Consider the following 26924-nt stretch of genomic DNA (forward strand, 5'->3'; position numbering starts at 1 on the left):
TGAGGTCGTACGCTATGAGACTGACATCCAAAGGACGTTATGCCGTTACTGCAATGCTGGACGTTGCCCTTCACTCCCATGAAGGTCCGGTCCCGCTGGCTGATATTTCAGAGCGTCAGGGCATTTCGCTCTCCTATCTGGAGCAGTTATTCTCCCGATTGCGTAAAAATGAGCTGGTGTCCAGCGTACGTGGTCCGGGCGGCGGTTATCTGTTGGGCAAAGCGTCTAATACCATCTCTGTCGGTGAAGTGATCACCGCCGTTGATGAGTCTGTTGATGCCACCAAATGTCAGGGTAAAGAAGGCTGCCAGGGCGGCGAGCGTTGCCTGACTCACGTGCTGTGGCGCGATCTGAGCGTGCGTATCAGTGACTTCCTGAACAATATTACACTGGCTGAGCTGGTGAATAATCAGGAGATCCTGGATGTAGCCGATCGTCAGAATGCGATTGATAATCGTCGCTTCCAGAGCCCGCGCACGCAGGAAATTAACGTCAACCAACGCGCCTCGTAATCCCCGCTGTTGCGGCCCTTACTGCTAACGCGGTCAGGGCCGAATCTGCTATAAAGACGTATGATTTTTTATACGGAGCTGTAGCGCAATGAAATTACCGATTTACCTGGATTACGCCGCCACCACGCCGGCCGATCCGCGTGTGGCCAGCAAAATGATGCAGTTTCTGACGCTGGATGGCACGTTCGGTAATCCGGCCTCGCGATCGCACCGTTTTGGCTGGCAGTCTGAAGAAGCGGTTGATGTTGCGCGTAATCAGATCGCCGAACTGGTCAATGCCGATCCGCGTGAAATCATCTTTACCTCTGGCGCCACTGAATCCGATAACCTCGCGATTAAAGGTGCAGCTCACGCCCATCAGGCGCGCGGCAAACATATCATCACCAGCCAGACAGAACATAAAGCGGTGCTTGATAGCTGCCAGCAGCTTGAGCGTGAAGGCTTTGCTGTCACTTATCTCACCCCGGCGGCTAACGGCATTATCTCGCCTGACCAGCTGCGTGCGGCGCTGCGCGACGACACGATTTTAGTCACCCTGATGCACGTTAATAATGAAACCGGAGTGATTCAGGATATCGCCGCCTTTGGCGAACTCTGCCGCGAACGTGAGATTCTGTTTCATGTGGATGCGACTCAAAGCGTCGGCAAGCTGCCTATCGATCTCAGCCAGTTACCGGTTGATTTGATGTCCTTTTCTGCCCACAAACTCTATGGCCCGAAAGGCATCGGCGCACTCTATGTCCGGCGTAAACCGCGTGTGCAGATTGCTGCGCAGATCCACGGCGGCGGACATGAACGCGGTATGCGATCCGGGACATTGCCGGTGCATCAGATTGTCGGCATGGGCGAGGCGTATCGTATCGCAGCAGAAGAGCGCGAAACCGAGATGGCGCGACTGCAGACTCTGCGCAATCGCCTGTGGCAGGGCATCAGCACACTGCCCGACGTCACCCTCAATGGCGATCTGCAGCAGAGCGCACCGAACATTCTTAACCTCAGTTTTGCTGACGTTGAGGGTGAATCACTGATCATGGCGCTGAAAGATCTGGCGCTCTCTTCCGGATCGGCCTGCACCTCCGCCAGCCTGGAGCCTTCCTATGTATTGCGGGCGCTGGGCCTGAGTGAAGAGCTGGCGCACAGTTCGTTGCGCTTCTCGCTGGGACGCTTCACAACCGAGGAAGAGATCGACTACGCCATTGCCCTGGTGCAGAAATCAGTGACCCGTCTGCGGGCCTTAATGAAATCCTGACACCCGGTCATAGTCCGGAAATTGCGCCTATATTTGCACTTCGCTGGCAACACCTGACGGAATCTGTTATCAGGTCTCTCTGCGAATTATATTTAACATCTTATTAAAGCCGTTATAACAATCAGGCTGGATGAAACAGATAACGATTATGGAGCTTTTCGATGACCACACAACCCATGAATATTACGCTTAGCAGCCAGCCCGCCGATGCGCGCTGGGGCGAAAAAGCGATTCTCAGCAGCAACGACAGCGGCATGACACTGCATCTGACCGGCGCGGATGCGCTGAATATCATTCAGCGTGCGGCTCACAAAATCGACAGCCAGGGGATCCGCCATGTGGCGCTGACCGGCGAAGGCTGGCACCTTGAGCAGTGCTGGGCATTCTGGCAGGGCTTCCGTGGTCCGAAAGGCCAGCGTCAGGTTGAGTGGCCGGCGCTGGGCGAACATGAGCAGGCGGAGTTTGATCGCCGTCTGAAAATTATCGACTGGGTTCGCAACGTTATTAACCTGCCTGCGGAAGATCTTGGGCCAGAACAGCTGGCACACAATGCAGTCGATCTGATCAGTGAAGTGGGCGGCAGTGCCGTCAGCTATCGCATCACCAAAGGCGACGATCTGAGGGTACAGGGGTATATGGGCCTGCACACCGTTGGACGCGGTTCAAATCGTCCGCCGGTATTTCTGGCGCTCGATTACAACCCGACCGGCGACGACGATGCCCCGGTCTACGCCTGTCTGGTCGGTAAAGGCATCACCTTTGATACCGGTGGCTACAGCCTGAAGCAGAGCAGCTTCATGGACTCAATGAAATCTGACATGGGCGGCGCGGCGACCGTCACCGGCGCGCTGGCCATGGCGATTTCGCGCGGTCTTAACAAGCGCGTCAAACTCTACCTCTGCTGTGCCGATAATATGGTCAGCAGCAACGCCTTTAAACTGGGCGACATCATTCGCTATCGCAACGGTAAATCGGTGGAAGTGATGAACACCGATGCGGAAGGGCGTCTGGTCCTGGCCGACGGTTTAATCGACGCCAGCGAGCAGAACCCGACGATGATCATCGATGCTGCGACGCTGACCGGTGCGGCTAAGACGGCGCTGGGCAACGATTACCATGCGCTGTTTACCTTTGATGATGTGATGGCACAGTCGCTGATGGGCAGCGCGGTGAGTGAGAACGAACCTTTCTGGCGTCTGCCGCTGGCCGAATTCCATCGCAGCCATCTGCCGTCTAACTTCGCCGATCTCAATAATATCGCCAGCCCGTCACATGCGGCGGGTGCCAGTAGCGCGGCAGCGTTCCTGTCACACTTCGTCAGTAACTATCAGCAGGGCTGGCTGCACATCGACTGCTCCGCGACCTATCGCAAAGGCGCAGTTGACCAGTGGGCGGCGGGTGCAACAGGTCTTGGCGTGCGTACCCTCGCCAATCTGTTACTGAAATAAGCCGATCTCAGCGGTGGCTGATGCCGCCGCTGTTCAAAGGAAAACTATGAATCGTCTTGAAGAGGTGCTGAAGCTGGCGGCCACTGAGCCTGCCCATCGGCCCGAATTTTTTCAGCTGTTGCTGGAATCTGATGCCTGGGTGCCAGGTGAAAGCACCACGCAACAGCTTGATGCCAGCACGCCCGTTGATCTGCAGCACTGGGAAAAAGAGGATGGCAGCAGCATCATTCCTTTTTTCACGTCAGAAGAGGCGATGAGTGAAGCGGTGAGCGGTGAGCAGTCCTGGCTGCGTCTGCCGGTACGAACGCTGTTTGAGATTACACGTGGCGAGACGCTGTTTCTCAATCCCAAACTGCCTTCCGGTAAAGAGTTTACTGCGGCCGAGATCACCCATCTGCTGGCTGAAGAGGGCAGTGCACTAAGCCAGCAAACCGTGCTGGAAGGCGGACAGTCACTATTGCTGTCTGAGGTGGCTGAACCCCCTGCGCAGATGATCGACTCACTGACTCAGCTCTTCAGCAAGCATAAGCAGGTGCGTCGCGCGTTTATCGCCAGTATCCGTGAGCGGGCTGACGAAGCGCCCAATCTGCTGATTGGCATTGAAGCGGACAGCAATATTGAGACGATCATTCAGGCGGCGGGCAGCGTGGCAACCGATACGCTGCCGGACGATGCGCCGGTTGATATCTGTGAGGTGACGCTGAACGATCGCGGCATCAGCCACTTCTTTACCGCCCACATCACGCCATTCTATGAGCGTCGCTGGGGCAGTTTCCTGCGGGACTTCAAGGGCAGTGAGCGGATTATCTGAGACAACAACGTAAACAGGCGGCTCATGGGCCGCCTGTTTTTTATTTCGCGATAGGTAAGTCGTCGCGACTGCCCCATTCGCCCCAGGATCCGTCATACAGCGTGACATCCCGTGCGCCCAGCGCCGTCAGCGCCAGAATCACCACCACCGCCGTCACGCCTGAGCCACAGCTGGCGACCACCGGTTGGGTAATATCGACGCCCGCATCGGCAAACAGCGTCTGAAGTTCCGCCTCCGGCTTGAGTTTTCCCTGTTCAACCAGGCTGTTCCACGGCACGTTCAGGCTGTTGGGAATATGGCCACGATGCAATCCGGGACGCGGTTCATCCACTTCGGCGTTAAAGCGATTGGCAGGACGCGCATCAATAATCTGTGCGCCGCCTTCATGGCTGATCAGCAGTACGTCCGTCAGGCGTTTCACGCGGCTTTCATCTGCGTGGGCCTCAAACTCACCTTCCGGCAGATTCACTTCGCCGGTTGCCAGCGCAAAACCAGCTTCTTTCCAGCCCTGCAAGCCCCCGGCCAGAATCGACACCTGAGCCACACCAAAGGTTTTCAGCATCCACCAGGCGCGTGGCGCAGAAAAGAGATTACCCTCGTCATACACCACCAGGTGCTTATCACTGCTGACACCCAGTTCACGCATCGCGACGGCAAAACTTTCGGCGCGGGGCAGCATATGGGGGTAAGGGCTGGTGTGATCGGAAAGCGCTTCAATATCGAAGTAAGGGGCGTCGGGTAAATGACCCGCCAGATATTCGGCCTGGATATCGCGAACCGCTTCCATACCGGGTGGCAACAACCGTGCATCCAGCACCTGAAGCCGCTCATCGTTGTAGTGCTCTTGTAACCAGTCGGCGGACACAAACAGTGGCGTCGTCATAACAACCTCATCTCAGCAATCTGTCATACCAGTGTCAGGGAATGTGCGCACCATCTCAAGAGAAGCGTTGATTAAATGCGAGCATTGATATGAAATTGCGCTGCGTAATCAAACGACACTCCCTGCGTCCCGGTGAAGGAACTACCATGAAGAAACGCAATACCCGGCTGCTGCTCAGCATGCTGATCGGTGGTTCGCTGCTGTCAGCGACTTTGTTACCTGTTTTGCCTCTCCAGGCGGCAGAAGTACCCGCAACCTCCCAGGTCAGCAAACCGCTGACGATTATCGATCTCTCGGAACTGCAGATCGATAATGCCGCTGCGCTGGTCTTAACCTTCAGTCAGCCGCTTGATGATAAACAGGATATCGCGCAAAAAGTCAGGCTGACCGACGATAAACAGGGCCGGGTGGATGGCGGCTGGGAGCTTTCCGCTAACCGCAAAACGTTGCGCTTCCGCCATCCCGAGCCGTCACGTCACTTCACCGTCACGGTGGATGCGGGACTGCGCGCGGCCAGCGGAGAGACGCTTGCCGCCGATTACAGTCAGAAAATCGCCACCCGTGATATCCAGCCGATGGTGGGCTTTGCCAGTCGCGGTTCACTGCTGCCGCTGCGTATCACGCAGGGACTGCCGGTGCTGGCGCTGAATGTTGACCAGGTCGATGTCGATTTCTTCCGGATAAAGAATGCCGGCCTGGCGGAATTTCTCTCGCAGTGGAATTACGGCAACAACCTCTCAAGCTGGCAGTCGCAGGAGCTGCTGAAAAGCAGCCAGCTGGTCTATAGCGGACGCTTTGAGCTCAACCCGGCGCGTAACACGCGTGAAAAACTGCAGCTACCGATGCGTGACATTACCGCACTTCAGCAGCCGGGCGTCTATCTGGCGGTGATGAAGCAGGCCGGTACTTATCGCTACAGCCAGCCCGCCACGCTTTTCACCCTCAGCGATATTGGCCTGTCACTGCATCGCTTCCCGACCCGGTTTGAACTGTTCGCCCAGAGTCTGGCAGACGGTCAGCCGCTTTCCGGGGTCAGCGTCAGGTTACTGGATGAGAAGGGGCAGGTGCTGCAAAGCGGAACCAGTGACAGTACCGGTCATCTGAGCCTCAAGGCGGATGAAAAAGGCAAGCTCCTGCTGGCAATTCAGGGAGAACAGACCTCAATGATCGACCTGGCGCGTCCGGCGCTGGATCTCGCTGAATTCCCGGTCGCGGGGCCGCAGGGCTATGACAAACAGCTGTTTGTTTTTGGTCCGCGCGATATCTATCGTCCTGGCGAAACGGTCATCGTGAATGCGCTGCTTCGCGATGCCGACGGACACCCCTTGCCCGCGCAGCCGATCAAAGCGGAGCTGGTGCAGCCCGATGGCCAGGTGATGCGGACTTTTGTCTGGCAGCCTGAAGCGGGATTCTACCAGCAGCGACTGGCGCTGCCCGCGTCGGCCATGACCGGCGACTGGATGTTGCGACTGAATACCGGCGATAACCTCAAGCGAGAGTGGAAGTTTCACGTCGAAGATTTTCTGCCGGAGCGTATGGCGTTAACCCTGAAAAATGACCCTCAGCCGCAGGCCGCTGATGCCAGTGTTGAGTTCGGTATTGAGGGGCGCTATCTCTATGGCGCCCCGGCAGCAGGTAACACGCTACAGGGTCAACTCTATCTGCGACCGGCACGCGAGGCGGTGACTGCACTGCCAGGCTACCAGTTTGGTGACATCACCGAAGAGGGGTTAAAGCGGACGCTGGATGAGGTGGATCTCAAGCTCGATGCCAGCGGTAAAGCAGAACTCACGGTAGAAAATCAGTGGGATCAGCTCCACTCTCCGCTCAATCTGATCCTGCAGGCCAGCCTGCTGGAAACCGGCGGACGTCCGGTCACCCGTCGTGCCACCCAAGCCATCTGGCCCGCTGAAGCGCTGCCGGGTATCCGGCCGCTGTTTGGTAACAAGGCGGTTTATGACTACCGCAGTGACAGCTATCACGATGAGCCGACCGTGCCGGAACAGAGCCTGGCCGAATTCGACATTGTCTATGCCAACAGTCAGGGCAAAAAACTGGCGGCAGAGAAGCTGGATGTTCGCCTGATCCGTGAACGCCATGATTACTACTGGAGCTTCTCTGACAGCGAAGGCTGGCAGTCGCAGTATAGCGACAAGGATCTGCAGGAAGATGAACGCGCCATCTCTGTCCCGGCTGATGGCAGCACCAAAGTCAGCTTCCCGGTCGAGTGGGGCCACTACCGGCTGGAAGTGCAGGCGGGCGAGAAGATCGTCAGCAGCGTCCGGTTCCAGGCGGGTTATGACTGGCAGGATAACACCAACGGCACGGGTGCATTGCGCCCGGATCAGGTCAGACTGAAGCTGGACAAAGCGGCTTACCAGCCGGGCGACACCGTGCATCTGCAGGTTGAGTCACCGGCGGCCGGTAAAGGTTACCTGATGGTGGAGTCGAGCAGCGGCACGCTCTGGTGGCAGCCACTGACCGTACCAAAGGGCGGCACAACGGTGGATGTCCCTGTTGCTGAGAGCTGGCAGCGTCACGATCTCTACTTCAGCGCCATCGTGGTGCGAGACGGCGATAAGGTCAGTGGCGCAACGCCAAAACGCGCGGTGGGGCTGTTGCATCTGCCGATGGCGACGGAGGCGCGCCGCTTAAATCTGACGCTGGATGCGCCCGATAAAATCCGTCCTGAGCAACGCCTGACGGTAAAAGTCCACGCCAGTCGTGATGGCGGCCCGCTGCCTGAAAAAGTGAATGTACTGCTGTCAGCGGTGGACAGCGGCGTTCTGAGCGTAACGGATTTTAAAACGCCCGATCCGTGGCAGGCGTTCTTTGGCCGTAAACGCTACAACGTCGATCAGTACGACGTCTTTGGCCAGCTGATCGAAGGCGGTGGCCGGCTCGCGGCGCTGCGTTTTGGTGGTGATGGCGAAGATGAATCGATGACGCGCGGCGGCAAAAAGCCGGTGACGCACGTCAATATCGTGGCGCAGCAGTTACAGGCAGTCACACTGGATAAAGAGGGCAACGGATCGATTACGCTGCCGATCCCGGCCTTTAACGGCGAACTGCGGCTGATGACTCAGGCCTGGAGCGACGACAGCTTCGGCGCGGCAGAACGCAAACTGGTGGTCGCGGCGCCGCTGATCAGCGAACTGGCCACCCCGCGCTTCCTTGCCAGCGGCGATACAGCCTCACTGGCGCTGGATCTCACTAACCTGACCGATCTGCCGCAAACCCTGAAGGTGGATCTGAGCAGCAGTGGCTTAGTGGATCTGGCCGGGGCTGCCAGCCAGAGCGTGACGCTGGCCAAAGGCGCACGTACCACACTTCAGATTCCGGTCACGGCGAAAACCGGCTTTGGTGATGGTGAGGTCGCCGTGCAGATTTCCGGTCTGAACCTGCCGGGCGAGCAGGTGAAGCCCAGCAAACAGCAGTGGAAAATCGGCGTCAGACCACCTTATCCGGCCCGGACACTGAATTTCGATGCCGTCATCAATTCCGATCAGCCCTGGCAGGTCGCGGCAACCGCGTTTACCGGCCTTGATGCTCAGACCCTGAGTGGACAGCTGACGCTGAGCAATCGTCCGCCGCTCAATATCGCCAGTTATATCAGTGCGCTTTATGCCTATCCCTACGGCTGTCTGGAACAGACCACCAGCGGCCTCTGGCCGTCGCTCTACACCAGCCATGCCGAGCTGACCGCGATGGGGATAAAAACCAGCAGTGATGAGGCGCGCCGGGCCGCCGTCGACACCGGCATTGCCCGTCTGGCGGGCATGCAGCGGGCCAACGGCAGCTTCGGGCTGTGGGACAAGCAGAGTGAGGAGGAGTTCTGGCTGACGCCTTACGTGACCGATTTCCTGCTTCGCGCCAGCGAGGCGGGCTATGCGCTGCCGGATAACGTAGTTGATCGCGCTAACGCACGGCTGCTGCGCTATCTGCAGGATCCCGCGCAGATCAGCGGCGGCGGCAGTGATAACAACGCCGCGCTGCAGTTCAGCGTGCAGGCTTACGCCGGACTGGTGCTGGCGCGTCAGCAGCGTGCGCCGCTGGGTGCGCTGCGCGCCTTGTATGAAAAGCGTGAGAAGGCCCGCTCCGGCCTGGCGCTGATGCAGCTTGGCGTGGCGCTGAAGCTGATGGGTGACGGGCAGCGCGCATCGCTTGCGATCATGCAGGGTGCCAGTCTGACGCGCTCAGATAAAGAGTGGTATGGCGACTATGGCAGCACGGTGCGCGATCAGGGGATGATGATAGCCCTGTTAGCAGAGAATAAGCTGCAGCCCGATCTACAGAATAGTCTGCTGCTGTCGCTGTCAAAAGAGGTCAACGGCAAGCGCTGGTTCTCGACTCAGGAGAATAACGCGCTCTATTTAGCGGCGCATACGCTGCAGCGTGCGCAGGGCGGAAGCTGGCAGGCGCAACTGTCGGGCAATGCACAGCCTCTGCAGGGTGATGCGCCACTGAATAAAGGGCTGGGGGCTGAACGACTGTTGCAGGGCTTAGCCATCAGTAATCCGGGCAGTGCGCCGCTGTATGGTCGTCTGGATGTCACCGGTTATCCGCTGGCCGCGCCACAGCCGGAGAGCAATGTGCTCGGGATAAAACGTGAATACTTTACGCTGGATGGCAAAGCCGCCGATCTCAGCAATCTGCGCAGCGGCGAGTTGCTGGTGGTGCGTCTGACCGTTTCGTCGAAGCGCAGCATCACCGATGCGCTGGTGGTGGATCTGCTGCCTGCCGGTCTGGAGCTGGAAAACCAGAACCTGGCTGACAGCAGCGCCAGCCTCGGCGACAGTGCGGATACGCTGAAGGAGAGCATGGGTGACATGCAGCAGGCAGACATCAGACACATTGAGTTCCGTGACGATCGCTTTGTGGCGGCACTGGCGGTGGATACTTATCGTCCCGCGACGCTGGTCTACCTGGCGCGGGCGGTCACACCGGGGCGCTATCTGATGCCACCACCGCAGGTCGAGTCGATGTATGTGCCGGAGTGGCGCGCCACCGGCAGCACGCCGTCGCAGCTGCATATTCAGTAAGTGACGCGACGCGTGGTAAACGTCAGCAGCATCAAAAAGTGGTGGCTCGCGCTGCCGCTTTTTTTTCTGGCGCTGTGGCTGGCGACATGGGGACTGGATCGGCTTTTCCCGTTGCCGCTTAAACAGGTGCAGCCTGCGCGGGTGGTTGTTGCCAGCGACGGTACACCATTGTGGCGCTTTGCTGACAGCAAGGGGATCTGGCGCTATCCGGTCACGCCAGAGGAGGTGGCTCCGGCCTATCTGCAGGCGCTGCTGACCTATGAAGATCGCTGGTTCTGGTATCATCCCGGCATCAATCCCCTGGCTCTGCTGCGTGCCGCCTGGCAGGATCTGCGCCATCAGAGCGTGATTTCCGGAGGCAGCACGCTGACCATGCAGGTGGCACGCCTTATCGACCCGCAACCCCGAACGCTGCGCGGCAAGCTGATTCAGGCGTGGCGGGCGCTGCAGCTGGAGTGGCATCTTTCCAAACGTGACATCCTGACGCTCTATCTTAACCGTGCGCCCTTTGGCGGCACGCTGGAAGGGGTGGGCGCGGCCAGCTGGAGCTGGCTGGGAAAAGCCCCGTCACAGCTGACGCCGGGCGAGGCGGCGCTGCTGGCCGTTTTGCCGCAGGCACCGAGCCGTCTGCGACCCGATCGCTGGCCGGAGCGGGCAGAAGCCGCACGCAACAAAGTGCTGGATCGGCTGGCGGAATACCGCATCTGGTCCGCTGAACAGGTGGCGGAAATCCGTCAGGAGCCGGTGTGGCTGCCGCCGCGCCAGATGCCACAGATGGCGCCGCTGCTGGCCCGGCGGCTGCTGTCGATCAGCCACAGCGATAAGATTGTCTCTACGCTTGACCCCTCACTGCAGCGCGAACTGGAAAGTCTGGCGCTGAATGTTAAAAATCAGCTTCCTCCACGCACTTCGCTGGCGATGCTGGTGGTGGATCACACCACCATGGCGGTTCGCGGCTACGTCGGCTCGGCTGATTTTACCGATGACAGCCGTTTTGGCCATGTGGATATGATCGCCAGCGTGCGTTCGCCAGGCTCGGTGTTAAAACCCTTTATTTACGGCATGGCGCTGGATGAGGGGCTGATTCATGCTGAATCACTGCTGCAGGATGTGCCGCGTCGCTTTGGTGATTACCGGCCAGGCAACTTCGATACCGGATTTCACGGGCCGGTCAGCGCCAGTGACGCACTGGTGCGGTCGCTGAATCTGCCTGCGGTGCAGCTTCTGGAGGCGCTGGGACCGAAAAACGTTGCAGCGCGCCTGCGCAATGTCGGTCTGAACTTACGTTTTCCCCCCGGCGCTGAACCTAATCTTTCCCTGATTCTCGGCGGCACCGGAGCGCGCATGGATGAGATCGTGGCTGCCTACAGCGCCTTTGCCCGCCACGGCAACGCCGGCCAGCTGCGCTGGATGCCCGATCAACCTTTACAGCAGCGGCCGCTGCTTTCGCCTGAGTCGGCGTGGATCATCCGGCGTATCCTGGCCGGGGAAGCGCAGCCCGCGGGCAATGGCAGCGTACCCGATGTGGTGCCACTGGCCTGGAAAACCGGCACCAGTTATGGCTACCGCGACGCCTGGTCGGTGGGGATTAATCCCCGTTATCTGATTGGCGTCTGGGTCGGAAGACCGGATGCGACGCCGGTTGCCGGGCAGTTTGGTTTTGCCTCTGCCGTGCCCGTCATGAATCAGATCAACAGCCTGCTGATGAGTCGCCTCAGCAGACGTGACGTTCCGGGCGATCCGCGGCCGGCCTCGGTGACGGTGGCGACCATTTGCTGGCCTGGCGGTCAGCCGTTGCCCGCCGGAGACGAAAACTGTCGCCAGCGGCGGCAAAGCTGGGTTGCCGCCGACACGCTGCCGCCTACATTACTGGCTCCCGGTCAGGAGAGCCTCAGCGGATTACGCCTGGGCTACTGGCAGAATGCGCAGGGACTGCGCGTCGCAGCAGACTGCCCCGACGCCACCCGCCATGAACGGCTGGTCTGGCCGCTGCCGCTGGAGGCCTGGCTGCCGCCTCAGGAGCGGCGGGCGCAACGTCTGCCCCCTGTCGATGCCCGGTGTCCGCCGTTACAGCAGGGCAGCAGCGCACCGCTGATCGTTACCGGCGTGATTGAGGGGCAAATTGTCAGACCGCTGCCGGGCAGGAGCGCGCTGACAATGCCGGTCGCGGTGCAGGGAGGGCAGGGCACACAGCGCTGGTGGTTCCTGAATGGTGAGCCTCTGATGACGCAGAACGCCGCAGACAGCCTGTCGCTGCAGCTCGATCATCCGGGCGAGTATCAGCTGGTGGTGATGGATGAAGAGGGGCAACTTGTCTCGGTCACCTTCAGCCGGGGCTGACGCTTTTTTGCGCTAAATCATAACTATGGCGCGTCTGCTTCGACTCAGATCAAGAATTTTCATCAAATTAGGGATCTCTGATAGGCAATGCCGGACTCAGCCCCTATAATCGGCGCCGTTTCTTAACCGGGGCGGACGCCACCGGTTTCTTCAGAACGTCAAGACAGAGGTCATCATGGCAATCGAACGTACTTTTTCTATCATCAAGCCAAACGCCGTCGCTAAAAATGTGATTGGTGCTATCTACAACCGTTTTGAAAGCGCTGGCTTCAAAATCGTTGGCGCAAAAATGCTGCAGCTGAGCAAAGAGCAGGCTGAAGGTTTTTACGCTGAGCACCAGGGCAAGCCATTCTTCGATGGTCTGGTTGAATTCATGACCTCTGGCCCGGTTGTTGTTTCCGTGCTGGAAGGTGAAAATGCCGTTCAGCGTCACCGTGACCTGATGGGTGCCACTAACCCGGCAAACGCATTGGCTGGCACACTGCGTGCTGACTACGCTGACAGCTTCACCGAAAACGCCACGCACGGTTCAGATTCTGCTGAATCCGCTGCCCGCGAAATCGCTTATTTCTTTGGCGAAAACGAGATCTGCCCACGTACCCGTTAATCGCCTGGCGATAAACGTTACGTCGGCTTTACAAAAATCTGCGTAGGGGAGGTCACTCCCGCCTGTTATCAGGCTGCAGATGTTGTACAATATTGCGCCTTCATTGACTCAGCTTAATGAAGGCGCAATTTTTTTCACCTATCCCTGAACAGCGCCATAACGTGTAACAACGAGGCCAGAGAATATTATGTCCGAACAGATTGTGACGTCCGCGTCCGCATCCCCTATTGTCGTCTCCCCCAAAAGCCAGAAAATAAACCTGCTGGATCTCAACCGTCAGCAGATGCGCGAATTCTTCCTGTCGCTGGGCGAAAAGCCTTTCCGCGCCGATCAGGTCATGAAGTGGATTTATCACTACTGCTGCGATGACTTCGAGCAGATGACCGACATCAACAAAAAGCTGCGTAACCGGCTGATGGAGCTGACGGAGATCCGTGCGCCAGAAGTGGCAGAAGAGATGCGCTCTACCGACGGCACTATCAAATGGGCCATTCGCGTGGGCGACCAGCTGGTGGAAACGGTCTATATCCCGGAAGGGGACCGCGCCACGCTCTGTGTCTCTTCACAGGTGGGTTGTGCGCTGGAGTGTAAATTCTGTTCGACCGCACAGCAGGGCTTTAACCGTAACCTGCGGGTGTCAGAAATTATTGGTCAGGTGTGGCGCGCGGCGAAAATTGTCGGCGCAGCCAAAATCACCGGCCAGCGTCCTATCACCAACGTGGTGATGATGGGCATGGGCGAGCCGCTGCTCAACCTCAATAACGTGGTCCCGGCGATGGAGATCATGCTGGATGACTTCGGTTTTGGTCTGTCGAAGCGTCGCGTGACCCTCTCTACCTCGGGTGTGGTACCTGCGCTGGATAAACTGGGCGATATGATCGACGTCGCGCTGGCGATTTCCCTGCACGCGCCTAACGATAAGTTGCGTGATGATATTGTCCCGATCAACAAAAAGTACAATATCGAAACCTTCCTGGCGGCGGTGAAACGCTACATTGGCAAATCTAACGCCAATCAGGGACGCGTGACCATCGAGTACGTGTTGCTGGATCACGTCAATGACAGCACAGATGATGCGCATGAACTCGCCGCATTACTGAAAGAAACACCGTGTAAAATCAACCTGATCCCCTGGAACCCCTTCCCGGGCGCGCCTTATGGCCGTAGCTCCAATAGCCGCATCGATCGTTTCTCCAAAGTCCTGATGGACTATGGTTTTACGACCATCGTGCGTAAAACCCGTGGCGACGATATCGATGCCGCCTGTGGTCAGTTAGCCGGTGAGGTGATCGACCGTACCAAGCGTACGATGCGTAAAAAAATGGCGGGTGAAGCCATCTCTGTGAAGGCTCTCTAGAAGAGTGACTCAGAGCGTTTCCTGAAGTGATGACGCGTGGCAGGCTGCAGCCTGTCAACGTCAACCGGATGGAAACGATTATGCGTAACGGATTACCTGCAGTTTTACTGGCGCTGTTTGTTGTAAGCGGGTGTGTCAGCCAGCATCACGAACCCGGAGCAGAAGAGGTGCGTCTGCAGTTAGGGATGCACTATCTGGCGGGTGGTGACTATGCCGCAGCTGAGCGAAACTTTCTGCGGGCACAGGCCGCCGCGCCAGAGGATTACCGGGTCTCGCTTGCGCTGGCTCGACTGGCGCAGAAGCAGGGTAATCAGACAGCGGCGCAGGCACGGTTTATACTGGCACAGCAGCAGGCCCCGGATAATGGTTTTGTTGCTAACAATTACGGTGCGTTTCTCTGCGCTTTAAGGCAGTATGGCGAAGCGCATCAACAGTTTAGTCGGGCAAGCGCAGCACCGCAGTTTGATGCACGCAATGACGCGCTTGAACTGGCAGGGTTTTGTTATCTGCAGGCTGGCGATATTGCCGCTGCCCGCAGGACACTACGCCAGGCCATTGAGGCTGACAGACGCAAAGCTGATTCGCTGCTGTCGGAAGCTGAAAAGCAGTTGGCAGATAACCATCTGGCGAAGGTGCAGGTTTTGCTTGATATTTACCAGCAACAGCTGCCCGCAACGGCACGAAGTCTGGCGTTACACTTACGTTTCGCCGCGCTACAGGGAGATGCCGCTGACGTTTCACGTTATGGCGACCAGTTAGCGCGACGTTTTCCGCAATCGATACAGTACCAGCGTTATTTAGCTAATGAATACTGAAGCCACTCAAGAAAACTCTGCATTACATTCAACAGGTGAACGCCTGCGTCTGGCCCGTGAGCAGATGGGGCTGACGCAGCAGAACGTCGCTGAACGCCTGTGCCTGAAACTTTCTACCGTGCGTGATATCGAGGAAGACAAATCGCCTGCCGATCTGGCCTCCACGTTCCTGCGCGGATACATTCGCTCCTACGCGCGTCTGGTGCACATTCCTGAAGAGGAACTGCTGCCGATGATGGCGAAACAGACACCGATTCGGGCTTCAAAGATCGAGCCGATGCAAAGTTTCTCGCTGGGCAAACGCCGCAAGAAACGCGACGGCTGGTTGATGATTTTCACCTGGCTGGTGGTGTTTGTGGTGGTGGGTCTGACCGGTGCCTGGTGGTGGCAGAATCATAAAGAGTCGCAGGATGATTTGGTGCCGATGACCGATCAGAACAGCAGCAGCGGTGATAGCGGTCAGTCGATTCCGCTGGGTGAATCCAGCGGTGACAGCGCGGCACCTGCCGCGCCTGACGAAAGCAATACCACCAGTGACAACAGCGCAGCCAGTGCGCCAGCGAGTGCGGCTCCGGCCGCCACTGGCAGCAATAGCGCGACCACCGCACAGCCGGATACCACCAGCAATGCCGTGGTTTCACCGAGCCAGGCGCCCGTGGACAACTCAGCGGCTGCACCTGCGGCCGCTAACACGAATACCAATAACAGCACGGCACCTCAGATGCCAGTAGGTGCAGCGGCGGTCAGTGAACCGGCTGCTGACCCTAATGCGGTGGTGATGACCTTTAACGCCGACTGCTGGCTGGAAGTGAGCGATGCCACCGGCAAAAAACTGTTCAGCGGCATTCAGCGCAGTGGTGGTAAACTCAGCCTCGCAGGAACGCCTCCGTATCGTCTGAAAATTGGCGCGCCTTCCGCTGTTCAGGTGCAATATCAGAATCAGCCCGTTGATTTAAGTCGTTTTATCCGTAATAACCAGGTTGCTCGCCTGACGTTGGGTGCGCAATAACAGCGTATCGCGTACCGGGCAATTGTGGAGAAGAAATATGCATAACGAAGCACCCATTATCCGTCGTAAATCCAAACGCATTTACGTCGGCAAGGTGCCGGTCGGTGACGGCGCACCCATCGCTGTCCAGTCGATGACCAACACCCGCACCACTGACGTGGAGGCGACGGTAAATCAGATCAAAGCCCTTGAGCGAGTCGGTGTCGACATCGTTCGTATCTCGGTGCCTACCATGGATGCCGCAGAAGCATTCAGGCTGATCAAACAGCAGGTTAACGTCCCGCTGGTTGCAGATATTCATTTTGACTACCGCATCGCCCTGAAAGTCGCCGAGTATGGCGTCGACTGCCTGCGCATCAATCCCGGTAATATCGGGAACAATGAGCGCATCCGTATGGTGGTGGACTGCGCGCGCGACAACAATATTCCGATTCGAATCGGCGTGAACGCCGGTTCGCTGGAGAAAGATCTGCAGGAAAAGTATGGCGAGCCGACGCCGCAGGCGCTGCTGGAATCTGCCATGCGCCATGTCGATCATCTCGACCGTCTTAACTTCGATCAATTCAAAGTCAGCGTTAAAGCCTCTGACGTTTTCCTCGCGGTTGAATCTTATCGTCTGCTGGCGAAACAGATTGAACAGCCACTGCATCTCGGTATCACCGAAGCGGGCGGCGCGCGGGCTGGCGCAGTGAAATCGGCGATTGGACTGGGTCTGCTGCTGTCAGAAGGGATCGGCGATACGCTGCGTATCTCGCTGGCCGCCGATCCGGTAGAAGAAGTCAAAGTCGGTTTCGATATCCTCAAGTCACTGCGCATCCGTTCTCGTGGCATCAACTTCATCGCCTGTCCGACCTGCTCACGTCAGGAGTTCGACGTTATCGGCACGGTCAACGCGCTGGAGCAGCGTCTGGAAGACCTCATCACCCCGATGGATGTCTCCATTATCGGCTGCGTGGTCAACGGACCTGGCGAGGCGACCCTCTCTACGCTGGGCGTGACCGGCGGCAGCAAGAAGAGTGGTTTCTACGAGGATGGTGTGCGTCAGCGCGATCGTCTCGACAACAATGACATGATCGATCAGCTGGAAGCGCGCATTCGTGCTAAAGCGTCGATGCTGGATGCCAGTCGCCGTATTGATGTGCAGCATCTGGAAAAATAATGGCGTACGCGGTTTGCGTGCGTGACTTTTTTGACTGAACCTGTGCGGTTTCATCCTCATAAGGTATGATGCCGGACAGGTTTTTTTGCATTAAGAGATTCTAACGTGGCGAAGAATATTCAGGCGATTCGCGGGATGAACGACTACCTGCCTGCGGATACCGCCCTCTGGCAACGGATTGAAGGCGTTCTCAAGCAGACGCTGGCGAGCTACGGTTACAGCGAAATTCGCTTACCGCTGGTGGAGCAAACCCCACTGTTTAAACGCGCCATCGGTGAAGTCACCGACGTGGTTGAAAAAGAGATGTATACCTTCGAAGACCGCAACGGTGAAAGCCTGACGCTGCGTCCGGAAGGCACTGCAGGTTGCGTGCGAGCCGGTATTGAACACGGTTTACTCTACAACCAGGAGCAGCGCCTGTGGTATATGGGCCCGATGTTCCGCTATGAGCGTCCGCAGAAAGGCCGCTATCGTCAGTTCTACCAGATTGGCGTGGAAGTGTTTGGTCTGCAGGGACCGGACATCGATGCTGAACTGATCATGCTGAACGCCCGCTGGTGGAAAGCCCTGGGTATCTCTGAGCACGTTCGTCTGGAACTCAACTCTATCGGTTCGCTGGAAGCACGCGCGCATTACCGCGACGCGCTGGTCGCCTTCCTTGAACAGCATAAAGAGGTGCTGGATGAGGATTGTAAACGCCGCATGTACACCAATCCGATGCGCGTTCTCGACACTAAAAATCCTGATATCCAGCAGTTACTGAATGATGCGCCACAGCTTGGTGACTATCTTGACGACGAATCACGTGAACATTTCAGCGGCCTGTGTGCCCTGCTGGATGACGCCGGGATCAGCTACACCGTCAATCAACGTCTGGTACGTGGTCTTGATTATTACAATCGCACCGTGATTGAGTGGGTCACCGATAGCCTGGGTTCACAGGGCACGGTATGTGGTGGTGGTCGCTATGATGGCCTGGTTGAGCAGCTCGGTGGGCGCGCAACCCCTGCCGTTGGCTTTGCCATGGGCATGGAGCGTCTGGTGCTGCTGGTTCAGGCGGTTAATCCTGAATTTGAACCGACGAGCAATGTGGATGTCTATGTTATCGCTTCAGGTCAGGGCGTGCAGTCTGCAGCAATGCAGCTGGCTGAGAAATTGCGTGATGAAGCGCCAGAACTGAGGCTGATGACCAACTTTGGCGGCGGCAACTTCAAGAAACAGTTTGCCCGTGCTGACAAGTGGGGCGCTCGCGTCGCACTGGTGTTAGGCGAGGACGAGGTCAAAGCCGGTCAGGTCGTGATTAAAGATCTGCGCCGTGGCGAGCAGCAAACGCTGGATCAGGCAGAGGCTGCTGCTGTCTTGCGCTCGCTGTTACAGTAAGCGTGACACAGCACCAACCATAGAAAGGAGAGGGATTGCGTGGAAGTGTATAGCAATGAGAACGAGCAGACCGACGCGCTGCGCAACTTTTTTGCCAACAATGGCAAAGCGTTAGCTATTGGCGTGGTGATCGGCATTGCTGCGCTGGGCGGCTGGCGTTACTGGAGCAGTCACCAGGACGATACGGCGAAGACAGTATCAGCGCAGTATCAGCAGCTCACCAGCGCCATGCAGGCGGGCAAACCGGAGACGCTGGAAGCGGTAAACCGTTTTGCCAGTGAAAACAGCAACACCTACGGTGCGCTGGCTGCGATGGATCTGGCGAAGCAGTATGTTGACGCCGGTCAGCTTGATAAAGCCGCGACGCTGCTGCAAAACGGACTGAAAGATACCAAAGATGCCAATCTGCAGGCGGTGATTAACCTGCGCCTGGCACGCATTCAACTGCAACAGAATCAAGCGGATGCGGCGCTTAAAACCCTTGACGGTGTGAAGGGTGATGGCTGGACAGCCATTGTGGCCGATATTCGCGGCGAAGCGCTGCTGACCAAAGGCGACAAGCAGGGCGCGCGCGATGCCTGGAGTAAAGGGGTTGAATCTGACGCCTCTCCGGCATTGAAGCAAATGATGCAGATGAAGATGAATAACTTAAGCTAAGCCAGTCAAGAGAGAGCGCATGGAATTACGTAAATACCTGCTGCCGGGACTGATTTCAGTCACTTTGCTCAGCGGTTGTTCGCTGTTTAGCGGCGAAGAAGATGTAGTAAAAATGGCCCCGTTGCCGAAGGTGGAAAATCAGTTCACGCCACAGAAAGTGTGGAGCACCTCGGTAGGCGATGGTGTCGGTGATTTCTACTCAAATCTGCATCCTGCCTGGCAGGATAATACGGTTTATGCTGCCGACCGCTTTGGTATCGTCAAAGCGCTCGATGCCGCAGACGGTAAAGAAAAATGGAAAGTCGATCTCTCTGAGAAAACCGGCTTCTTCTCTAAAAATCGCTCAGCCATGTTATCAGGTGGCCTGACGGCTGATGGCGATCGGGTCTATGTTGGCAGCGAGCGCGGCCAGGTTTATGCCCTCAACAGCAGTGATGGTAGCCTGGCGTGGCAGACGAAAGTCGCCGGTGAAGCCCTGTCACGTCCGGTAGTCAGCGATGGTCTGGTGCTGGTTCATACCAGCAACGGCATGTTGCAGGGCCTGGATCAGAGCAGCGGTGCCGTGAAGTGGAGCGTTAACCTGGATATGCCAGCGTTGTCTCTGCGCGGTGAATCTGCTCCGGCTGTCGCTTTTGGTGGCGCGATTGTCGGTGGCGACAATGGTCGTGTCAGTGCCGTGGTGCTGAACCAGGGACAACTGGTCTGGCAGCAGCGTATTTCCCAGGTCAGCGGTGCCACTGAGATCGATCGTCTTAACGATGTCGATACCACACCGGTTATCGTCAATGGCGTGGTTTACGCGCTGGCGTATAACGGCAATCTGACAGCACTGGATCTGCGTTCCGGCCAGATTTTGTGGAAACGCGAAATTGGCGGTGTGAAAGATCTGATTGTTGATGCCGGCCGCATCTATCTGGTCGATCAGGACGATCGTGTGATTGCGCTTAACGCTGACGGCGGCGTCGCCATCTGGCGTCAAAGCGATCTGCTGCATCGCAACCTGACTTCGCCGGTGCTCTACAACGGCTATCTGGTTGTCGGCGACAGCGAAGGTTATCTGCACTGGCTGAACACCACGGATGGTCGTTTTGTTGCGCAGCAGGAACTGGATAGCTCAGGCTTCCAGACCGAGCCGGTGGTCGCCAGCGATAAGCTGCTGATCCAGTCGAAAGATGGTGAGGTTTATGCGATTACCCGTTAACGGGTACACGTCTGGCAGGTGAAATCCTCCGTTCCGACGGCTCCTGATTTAATCAGGGGCCGTTTCGTTTTTAGTCAGGCATGGTATTCTTTGCGCCTTAAGCCTGAACTTGACGGCCAGAGCCGTTATAATCACGCCATTCGGGCGATTAATTATTTATTGAGGCATTTTGTTATGGTACCTGTGGTCGCGCTGGTTGGGCGTCCCAATGTGGGAAAATCTACGCTATTTAACCGCTTAACCCGCACACGTGATGCGCTGGTAGCGGATTTTCCTGGACTGACTCGCGATCGCAAATATGGTCGCGCCGAAGTGGAAGGGCGCGAATTTATTGTTATTGATACCGGTGGTATCGACGGCACCGAAGAGGGTGTTGAAACGCGGATGGCCGAGCAGTCACTGCTGGCGATTGAAGAAGCGGATGTCGTGCTGTTTATGGTCGATGCGCGTGCGGGCATGATGGCCGCCGATCAGCAAATCGCTAAGCATCTCCGTTCCCGCCAGAAAGCGACTTTCCTGGTGGCCAACAAAACTGACGGGATGGATCCTGATCAGGCGGTTGTGGACTTCTATTCACTGGGCCTGGGCGAGATCCACGCCATTGCGGCATCGCATGGTCGTGGTGTGAGCAGCCTGATAGAAGAGGCACTGCTGCCATGGATGGACAAAGTTGAGACGGTCGAGCTCACGGAAGAAGAAGAGAACCAGGCGTACTGGGCTGCGCTTGAAGCTGACGAGATTGCTGAGCAGGAAGCCGCCGAGGAAGAAGAAAACTTCGACCCGACGGGCCTGCCGATCAAACTGGCGATTGTTGGCCGTCCTAACGTAGGTAAGTCAACGCTTACCAACCGTATTCTCGGTGAAGACCGCGTAGTGGTCTACGATATGCCGGGTACCACCCGCGACAGCATCTATATTCCGATGGAGCGTGATGGACGTGAATACGTTCTGATCGACACGGCGGGCGTGCGTAAGCGTGCCAAAATCTCTGACACTGTAGAGAAATTCTCGGTGATCAAGACGCTGCAGGCGATTGAAGATGCCAACGTGGTGATGCTGGTGATTGATGCCCATGCCGGTATTTCCGATCAGGATCTGTCGCTGCTTGGCTTCATTCTCAACAGTGGTCGTTCGCTGGTGATTGTGGTCAACAAATGGGATGGCCTGTCGCAGGAAGTGCGTGATGAAGTGAAAGAGACACTGGACTACCGTCTGGGCTTTATCGATTTCGCCCGCATCCACTTTATCTCTGCGCTGCACGGCAGCGGCGTCGGCAATCTGTTTGAGTCGATCACTGAAGCTTATGACTGTTCGACGAAGCGTGTAAACACCTCGCTGCTGACCCGCATCATGAATATGGCGGCAGACGATCACCAGCCACCGCTGGTACGCAGTCGTCGCGTTAAGCTCAAATACGCGCACGCGGGGGGCTATAACCCGCCTATCGTGGTAATCCACGGTAATCAGGTTAAGGATCTGCCAGATTCTTACAAACGCTACCTGATGAACTATTTCCGTAAATCACTCAACGTGATGGGAACGCCAATTCGTATTCAGTTCAAAGAGGGTGATAACCCTTATGAAGGCAAACGTAACCTGCTGACACCAACGCAGCAGCGTAAACGTAAGCGTCTGCTGGCGCATATGAAAAAGAACAAGCGTTAAGAATAGAGGGCCATCTGGCCCTCTTTTTTTGCCCTGAATAAACCGGAGCAGGGAGAAAATAGTGACTATTATTTGCGAAAAATGTCAGCAACCGCTGTCGCTCAGTGACGGTGAATTTATCTGTAATACCTGCGGTACGCATTACCCCGCACAACCCTGCTGTCCGGAGTGTCATCAGCCGCTTGAGGTGCTCAAAGCCTGCGGCGCGGTGGACTATTTTTGCCGGAACGGACATGGCCTTATCTCCCGCAAGCGCGTCCTTTTCCAGCCGCCAGGTCACTGACGCCGCTTTCAGCTACGCTTAAAACGTCTGAGAATTCAGAGCGACGACTGGCTCATTTTGTAGCAAAAATGCTATTGCGCCGTAACAAATGAGTTGTGGATGTTCACTCTGTAATGTACCAGGTGGTACAATCCTGCCGCGTCGTGGGAGGGGCAAGCCACATCCGTGTTCTTCCGGCCCATCGATCTCACGGACGCGGGTCTGTTTATATTCGATTTGAAACCGAGCGATGCCTGGCGCGGACTGTCTTAACGCGCCGGCGTCCGGATGGCATCTGTCCGGGTGCTCTGTTTATTCAGGAGAGTAAGTATTATGGCTGAAACATCCTCCCGCTCCGGAAAGGGGCTGGGAATAGCATCCGTGCTGCTCGGACTGGTGCTGCTTGCCACCGGTCTGTTTTTTGCAATTGGCGGCGGCAAACTGGTTGCACTTGGTGGCAGCGGGTACTTTTTAATTGCGGGTATCGTCACTGTACTCTCCGCAATTCAGTTCTTCCGTCGTAAATCCTCGGCAGTGGTTCTGTTCCTGCTGGTCTTTGTCGGCACCCTGATCTGGTCGCTGTTCGACGCGGGCCTGGAGTTCTGGCCGCTGGTATCACGCCTGATGGTGCCTGCCGGACTGATGCTGCTTGCCTTCCTGATCTGGCCTTCACTGCGTAAGCATGAAGGTAAGCACTCACTGGCAAAACCCTCTTATGCGTTCTCTGCGCTGCTGGCGGCAGGCATGGTTGTTACGCTGGTGCAGATGTTCCAGCCACATCCTACCGTTGCAGGCACGGGCGAAGAGCTGCCGCTGATCCCGGTAGATAAAGCGAAACAGCAGAAAGACTGGGATAACTACGGTAATACTCCGCAGGGCAGCCGCTTTGTGGCGCTGGATCAAATCACCCGCGACAACGTGAAAGATCTGCAGGTGGCCTGGACTTTCCGTACCGGTGATACCCCTGTCAGCCCGACCGGCAACGGCGCAGAAGATCAGCAGACACCGTTGCAGATTGGCAATACCCTTTATCTCTGCACACCGCACAACAACGTTATCGCCGTTGAAGCCAACAGCGGTAAGCAGATCTGGAAACGTGAAATCAATGCCAAAGCGGAAGTCTGGCCGCGCTGCCGTGGTCTGGCTTACTTTGACGCCACGAAACCGCTGCAGCAGCCAGATAAGCCGGGGTCTTCACCTGTGACTGCCGCAGTGTTGCCAGCCGGTGACAGCTGTCAGCGTCGTATTCTGATGAACACCATCGACGCGCGTCTGATTGCGATCAATGCTGACAACGGTGAGTTCTGTGAAAACTTTGGCGATCACGGCATCGTTGATCTCAAAGCGGGCATGGGCAAGGCACCGGATCCGCAATATCAGCTGACCTCAGCGCCAACCCTGGCTGGCACCACTGTGGTGGTCGGCGGTCGCGTAGCGGATAACGTGCAGACGGATATGCCGGGTGGCGTGTTGCGTGGCTTTGACGTTATCACCGGCCAGATGCGCTGGGCGTTTGACCCAGGCAATGTTGACCCGAATGCGATATTGATGCCGGGTAAAGATTATACCCGCAGTACGCCGAACTCATGGGCGCCAATGTCTTACGACCCGGCAATGAACACCGTGTTCATTCCAATGGGCAGTTCGTCGGTTGACCTCTGGGGTGCGAACCGCACTGAGCTGGATCACAAATATGGCGCATCGGTTCTGGCGCTGGATGCCACGACCGGTAAAGAGAAGTGGGTTTATCAGACCGTGCATAACGATCTGTGGGACTTTGACCTGCCGATGCAGCCAAGCCTGATCGACTTCCCGCAAAAAGATGGCACAACCACACCTGCGGTAGTGATTGGCGGCAAAACCGGCATGATCTTCGTGCTTGACCGTATGACCGGCAAGCCGCTGACCAAAGTCGAAGAACTGCCGATGCCGCAGGGTCATATCCCGAACGAGCAGTACACCAAAACGCAGCCACACTCGACCGGGATGCCGCAGATTGGCAACCAGACGCTGAAAGAGTCTGACATGTGGGGTGCCACGCCGTTTGATCAGCTGGCCTGCCGCATTGGCTTCAAATCTATGCGCTATGATGGCCTGTTCACCGTGCCGGACACCGACAAGTCTCTGAGCTTCCCGGGTTCGCTGGGCGGTATGAACTGGGGCAGCATGTCGGTCGATCCGAACAACCACCTGTTGTTCGTCAATGATATGCGTCTGGGTCTGTGGGTTCAGATGATCCCGGCTGATACCAGCAATATTGCGCGCGGCAGCAACGGCGGCGAAGCGATCAACACCGGTATGGGTGCCGTTCCGCTGAAAGGCACGCCATATGCTGTGAATAAAAATCGCTTTATGTCACCGCTGGGTATCCCATGTCAGAAACCGCCATTTGGTACGCTGTCGGCGATTGACATGAAAACGCAGAAAATCGTCTGGCAGGTGCCGGTCGGCACGGTGCAGGATACCGGACCATTCGGTATCAAGATGCGCGTGAAAATGCCGGTTGGCATGCCAACGCTGGGCGGTACGCTGGCCACGCAGGGCGGCCTGGTGTTCATCGCGGGTACGCAGGATTACTATCTGCGCGCCTTTGATTCTTCAACCGGGAAAGAGGTGTGGAAAGCACGTCTGCCGGTGGGCAGTCAGGGTGGCCCGATGAGCTACGTCTCACCGAAAGATGGAAAGCAGTACATCCTGATCTCGGCAGGTGGCGCACGTCAGTCACCGGACCGTGGTGATTATGTGATTGCTTACGCACTGCCAGACAGCAAGTAACAACACTTAATGAAAAGGGCCGACATAGTCGGCCCTTTTTTTTGCTTATTTGCCGTCGCGCCACAGCGCCTGCAACTCAGGTGGCGCCACCTGTTCCGGAATCAACAGCACTATCGTCCCAACCTCGCGGTGGGTTGCATACTGAATCTGGATGCGAAAATAGCGCTGGTCGCCACTGCCCACCTGCGCGGCTTTCTCCTCAGGTTCGCCCAGCGGCATCGCCTGCTGCAGCGCATGGCAGACGCGCTCTCTTTCTGGCGGCGGCAGATCGCCCAGCATAAAGCGTCGTTCGGCGCGTAGCCCCGGAATAAAGGCCATGCCGCCTTCACGCGCGACGATGATGGTGGCGTCATCAGTGAGTTCGGGCAGGTCACTCATAGCACGCCAACCTCCTTCCACGCCTGTTCAATGGCACTGCCGACCGATTCGTTGAACCGTTTTTTACCATGCTGAACGGTGAAGCGGGCAAAGGTCTTAAAGTCAGCATCCTGTGGCAGTTCGTCGTCACACACCGTATCGTACCAGGCATATCCCGCCTGTTCCCACGCATAACCACCCAGCGCTGTTGCTGCCAGATAAAAAGCCCGGTTAGGGATGCCGGAGTTGATATGAACCCCGCCATTATCTTCACGTGTCTTCACGTAGTGATCCATGTGTGCCGGTTGCGGATCTTTGCCCAGCATCGGGTCATCATAGGCCGAGCCAGGTTCAGACATCGATCGCAGACCACGCCCATTGATGCCGCTTGCCAGCAGGCCTTCGCCGATAATCCAGTCCGCCTCATCGGCGCGCTGTTTTTTACTGAACTGTTTCACCAGCGAGCCAAACACATCTGACAGTGACTCGTTCAGTGCACCAGCCTGCTCGAAGTAGATCAAGCCGGCTTCATTTTCCGTCACGCCATGCGCCAGTTCATGCGCCACAACGTCAATCGCAATGGTGAAGCGATTAAAGATTTCGCCGTCACCATCACCAAATACCATTTGCTGACCGTTCCAGAAGGCGTTCTGGTATTTGTCACCGTAGTGCACGGTACCGAGCAATTTCAGCCCCTGATTATCCAGCGAATTACGCTGATAAGCCTGCCAGAAGAAGTCATAGGTTACGCCAAGATAGTTCCAGGCTTCCTCAGCCGCCACGTCGTCATTGCCGGGCTGGCCCTCCTGACGAATCAGCTTACCTGGCAGGGTCTGCTGACTTTGCGCATCATAAATTTCACGATCCACGTTGCCGCCTGCCGCGGTTTTTGCCACCGGCTGCTTTTGCCAGTGTTCCGCCATCAGGTGCTGGACGTGTGTCAGGGTGCGACGCGCCTGCTCCTGCTGGTGGCCGGAACCGTGCGCGATGATTTTGCGAAGGATATAGGGAGGAATAACGCAATAAGCCATCTGAAACTCCTTGGCGACAGGGAATGTGCCAGAAAGTATAGACCCGTCAGGCTGGTTAGACCTCATTAGTGAGGCCAGCGTTAAGTGTAAAAGTGTGAGCTGACGGGCAGAGTCAGGAGACGGTTTTGCGGCGGCGCTTTTCTGAGGCAACAACGTTGGCAAGCCATCTGAAACGCCCTGGCGACAGGGAATGTGCCAGAAAGTATAGACCCGTCAGGCTGGTTAGACCTCATTAGTAAGGCCAGCGTTAAGTGTAAAAGTGTGAGCTGACGGGCAGAGTCAGGAGGCGGTTTTGCGGCGGCGCTTTTCTGAGGCAACAACGTTGGCAAGCCATCTGAAACGCCCTGGCGACAGGGAATGTGCC

20 protein-coding genes are annotated in these 26924 nt (G+C 57.0%); 17 read left to right on the plus strand and 3 right to left on the minus strand.

Annotated features, from left to right (window positions below; translation table 11 throughout):
* Window positions 1-14 precede the first annotated feature (14 nt).
* The 4 genes from iscR (at window position 15) to sseB (ending at window position 4020) form a co-directional block, all read left to right on the plus strand.
* Window positions 15-512, plus strand: coding sequence for a Fe-S cluster assembly transcriptional regulator IscR (gene iscR, locus NR201_RS15405; RefSeq protein ID WP_010257591.1), 498 nt, complete (start codon window positions 15-17; stop codon window positions 510-512).
* An 88-nt stretch (window positions 513-600) separates the two neighbouring features.
* Window positions 601-1761, plus strand: coding sequence for an IscS subfamily cysteine desulfurase (locus NR201_RS15410; RefSeq protein WP_010671315.1), 1161 nt, complete (start codon window positions 601-603; stop codon window positions 1759-1761).
* Between the two features lie 161 nt (window positions 1762-1922).
* Window positions 1923-3209, plus strand: coding sequence for an aminopeptidase PepB (pepB, locus tag NR201_RS15415; protein WP_010257585.1), 1287 nt, complete (start codon window positions 1923-1925; stop codon window positions 3207-3209).
* Between the two features lie 46 nt (window positions 3210-3255).
* Window positions 3256-4020: an enhanced serine sensitivity protein SseB gene (sseB, locus tag NR201_RS15420; protein ID WP_010257582.1), complete on the plus strand. Its 765-nt coding sequence runs from the start codon at window positions 3256-3258 to the stop codon at window positions 4018-4020.
* Window positions 4021-4060: 40 nt separating this feature from the next.
* Here the strand turns inward: sseB and sseA are convergent, their stop codons facing one another.
* Window positions 4061-4903 carry a 3-mercaptopyruvate sulfurtransferase gene (sseA, locus tag NR201_RS15425; protein ID WP_010257579.1) on the minus strand — a complete coding sequence of 281 codons (843 nt, stop codon included), beginning with the start codon at window positions 4901-4903 and terminating at the stop codon, window positions 4061-4063.
* 146 nt (window positions 4904-5049) lie between these two features.
* Between sseA and NR201_RS15430 the strand changes: the two genes are divergently transcribed.
* The 13 genes from NR201_RS15430 (at window position 5050) to NR201_RS15490 (ending at window position 25172) form a co-directional block, all read left to right on the plus strand.
* Entirely contained in the window at window positions 5050-9945 is a 4896-nt protein-coding gene (locus tag NR201_RS15430) for an alpha-2-macroglobulin (protein ID WP_256849943.1), read from the plus strand.
* Entirely contained in the window at window positions 9946-12285 is a 2340-nt protein-coding gene (gene pbpC / locus NR201_RS15435; RefSeq protein ID WP_256849944.1) for a peptidoglycan glycosyltransferase PbpC, read from the plus strand. It abuts the gene before it with no gap.
* Between the two features lie 175 nt (window positions 12286-12460).
* On the plus strand, window positions 12461-12892 hold the full coding sequence (gene ndk / locus NR201_RS15440; protein ID WP_003848684.1) for a nucleoside-diphosphate kinase: 432 nt from the start codon (window positions 12461-12463) through the stop codon (window positions 12890-12892).
* Between the two features lie 187 nt (window positions 12893-13079).
* The gene (locus NR201_RS15445; RefSeq protein WP_010257560.1) at window positions 13080-14249 is read left to right on the plus strand and encodes a bifunctional tRNA (adenosine(37)-C2)-methyltransferase TrmG/ribosomal RNA large subunit methyltransferase RlmN; all 1170 of its coding nucleotides are present in this window, start codon (window positions 13080-13082) and stop codon (window positions 14247-14249) included.
* An 80-nt stretch (window positions 14250-14329) separates the two neighbouring features.
* Complete coding sequence (pilW, locus tag NR201_RS15450; protein ID WP_031292207.1) at window positions 14330-15064, plus strand: type IV pilus biogenesis/stability protein PilW; 735 nt, start codon at window positions 14330-14332, stop codon at window positions 15062-15064.
* Window positions 15054-16073 (plus strand): cytoskeleton protein RodZ, encoded by a 1020-nt coding sequence (gene rodZ / locus NR201_RS15455; protein ID WP_033758630.1) that lies wholly within the window; start codon window positions 15054-15056, stop codon window positions 16071-16073. Before pilW ends, rodZ begins: the two co-directional genes overlap by 11 nt.
* Window positions 16074-16110: 37 nt before the next feature.
* Window positions 16111-17232: a flavodoxin-dependent (E)-4-hydroxy-3-methylbut-2-enyl-diphosphate synthase gene (gene ispG, locus NR201_RS15460; RefSeq protein WP_003848692.1), complete on the plus strand. Its 1122-nt coding sequence runs from the start codon at window positions 16111-16113 to the stop codon at window positions 17230-17232.
* A gap of 105 nt (window positions 17233-17337) precedes the next feature.
* Entirely contained in the window at window positions 17338-18612 is a 1275-nt protein-coding gene (hisS, locus tag NR201_RS15465; protein ID WP_010257545.1) for a histidine--tRNA ligase, read from the plus strand.
* 39 nt (window positions 18613-18651) lie between these two features.
* Window positions 18652-19269: a YfgM family protein gene (locus tag NR201_RS15470; protein ID WP_010257542.1), complete on the plus strand. Its 618-nt coding sequence runs from the start codon at window positions 18652-18654 to the stop codon at window positions 19267-19269.
* A 19-nt stretch (window positions 19270-19288) separates the two neighbouring features.
* Complete coding sequence (gene bamB, locus NR201_RS15475; protein ID WP_010257539.1) at window positions 19289-20470, plus strand: outer membrane protein assembly factor BamB; 1182 nt, start codon at window positions 19289-19291, stop codon at window positions 20468-20470.
* Between the two features lie 174 nt (window positions 20471-20644).
* The gene (der, locus tag NR201_RS15480) at window positions 20645-22135 is read left to right on the plus strand and encodes a ribosome biogenesis GTPase Der (RefSeq protein WP_010257536.1); all 1491 of its coding nucleotides are present in this window, start codon (window positions 20645-20647) and stop codon (window positions 22133-22135) included.
* 61 nt (window positions 22136-22196) lie between these two features.
* A complete protein-coding gene (locus NR201_RS15485; protein ID WP_022624126.1) occupies window positions 22197-22418 on the plus strand; it encodes a zinc ribbon domain-containing protein in 222 nt (73 codons plus the stop codon).
* Window positions 22419-22730: 312 nt separating this feature from the next.
* The gene (locus tag NR201_RS15490) at window positions 22731-25172 is read left to right on the plus strand and encodes a glucose/quinate/shikimate family membrane-bound PQQ-dependent dehydrogenase (protein ID WP_010257526.1); all 2442 of its coding nucleotides are present in this window, start codon (window positions 22731-22733) and stop codon (window positions 25170-25172) included.
* A 45-nt stretch (window positions 25173-25217) separates the two neighbouring features.
* Here the strand turns inward: NR201_RS15490 and NR201_RS15495 are convergent, their stop codons facing one another.
* Together NR201_RS15495 and NR201_RS15500 are read right to left on the minus strand one after the other, a co-directional pair.
* Window positions 25218-25550, minus strand: coding sequence for a protealysin inhibitor emfourin (locus NR201_RS15495; protein WP_010671321.1), 333 nt, complete (start codon window positions 25548-25550; stop codon window positions 25218-25220).
* Window positions 25547-26560 (minus strand): M4 family metallopeptidase, encoded by a 1014-nt coding sequence (locus NR201_RS15500; RefSeq protein WP_159227049.1) that lies wholly within the window; start codon window positions 26558-26560, stop codon window positions 25547-25549. Before NR201_RS15500 ends, NR201_RS15495 begins: the two co-directional genes overlap by 4 nt.
* Window positions 26561-26924 lie beyond the last annotated feature (364 nt).

Source organism: Pantoea sp. Fr-CA_6 (genome assembly GCF_024520895.1).
In the GTDB taxonomy this organism is placed as follows: domain Bacteria; phylum Pseudomonadota; class Gammaproteobacteria; order Enterobacterales; family Enterobacteriaceae; genus Pantoea; species Pantoea agglomerans.

Bases quoted from the DNA above. Each gene is read 5' to 3' on its own strand.
- pilW (WP_031292207.1), top strand. From the start codon at position 14,330: ATGCGTAACGGATTACCTGCAGTTTTACTGGCGCTGTTTGTTGTAAGC.
- ispG (WP_003848692.1), top strand. From the start codon at position 16,111: ATGCATAACGAAGCACCCATTATCCGTCGTAAATCCAAACGCATTTAC.
- ndk (WP_003848684.1), top strand. From the start codon at position 12,461: ATGGCAATCGAACGTACTTTTTCTATCATCAAGCCAAACGCCGTCGCT.
- NR201_RS15500 (WP_159227049.1), bottom strand. From the start codon at position 26,560: ATGGCTTATTGCGTTATTCCTCCCTATATCCTTCGCAAAATCATCGCG.
- sseB (WP_010257582.1), top strand. From the start codon at position 3,256: ATGAATCGTCTTGAAGAGGTGCTGAAGCTGGCGGCCACTGAGCCTGCC.
- NR201_RS15490 (WP_010257526.1), top strand. From the start codon at position 22,731: ATGGCTGAAACATCCTCCCGCTCCGGAAAGGGGCTGGGAATAGCATCC.
- bamB (WP_010257539.1), top strand. From the start codon at position 19,289: ATGGAATTACGTAAATACCTGCTGCCGGGACTGATTTCAGTCACTTTG.
- NR201_RS15495 (WP_010671321.1), bottom strand. From the start codon at position 25,550: ATGAGTGACCTGCCCGAACTCACTGATGACGCCACCATCATCGTCGCG.
- rodZ (WP_033758630.1), top strand. From the start codon at position 15,054: ATGAATACTGAAGCCACTCAAGAAAACTCTGCATTACATTCAACAGGT.
- pepB (WP_010257585.1), top strand. From the start codon at position 1,923: ATGACCACACAACCCATGAATATTACGCTTAGCAGCCAGCCCGCCGAT.
- NR201_RS15430 (WP_256849943.1), top strand. From the start codon at position 5,050: ATGAAGAAACGCAATACCCGGCTGCTGCTCAGCATGCTGATCGGTGGT.
- NR201_RS15410 (WP_010671315.1), top strand. From the start codon at position 601: ATGAAATTACCGATTTACCTGGATTACGCCGCCACCACGCCGGCCGAT.
- NR201_RS15445 (WP_010257560.1), top strand. From the start codon at position 13,080: ATGTCCGAACAGATTGTGACGTCCGCGTCCGCATCCCCTATTGTCGTC.
- sseA (WP_010257579.1), bottom strand. From the start codon at position 4,903: ATGACGACGCCACTGTTTGTGTCCGCCGACTGGTTACAAGAGCACTAC.
- der (WP_010257536.1), top strand. From the start codon at position 20,645: ATGGTACCTGTGGTCGCGCTGGTTGGGCGTCCCAATGTGGGAAAATCT.
- iscR (WP_010257591.1), top strand. From the start codon at position 15: ATGAGACTGACATCCAAAGGACGTTATGCCGTTACTGCAATGCTGGAC.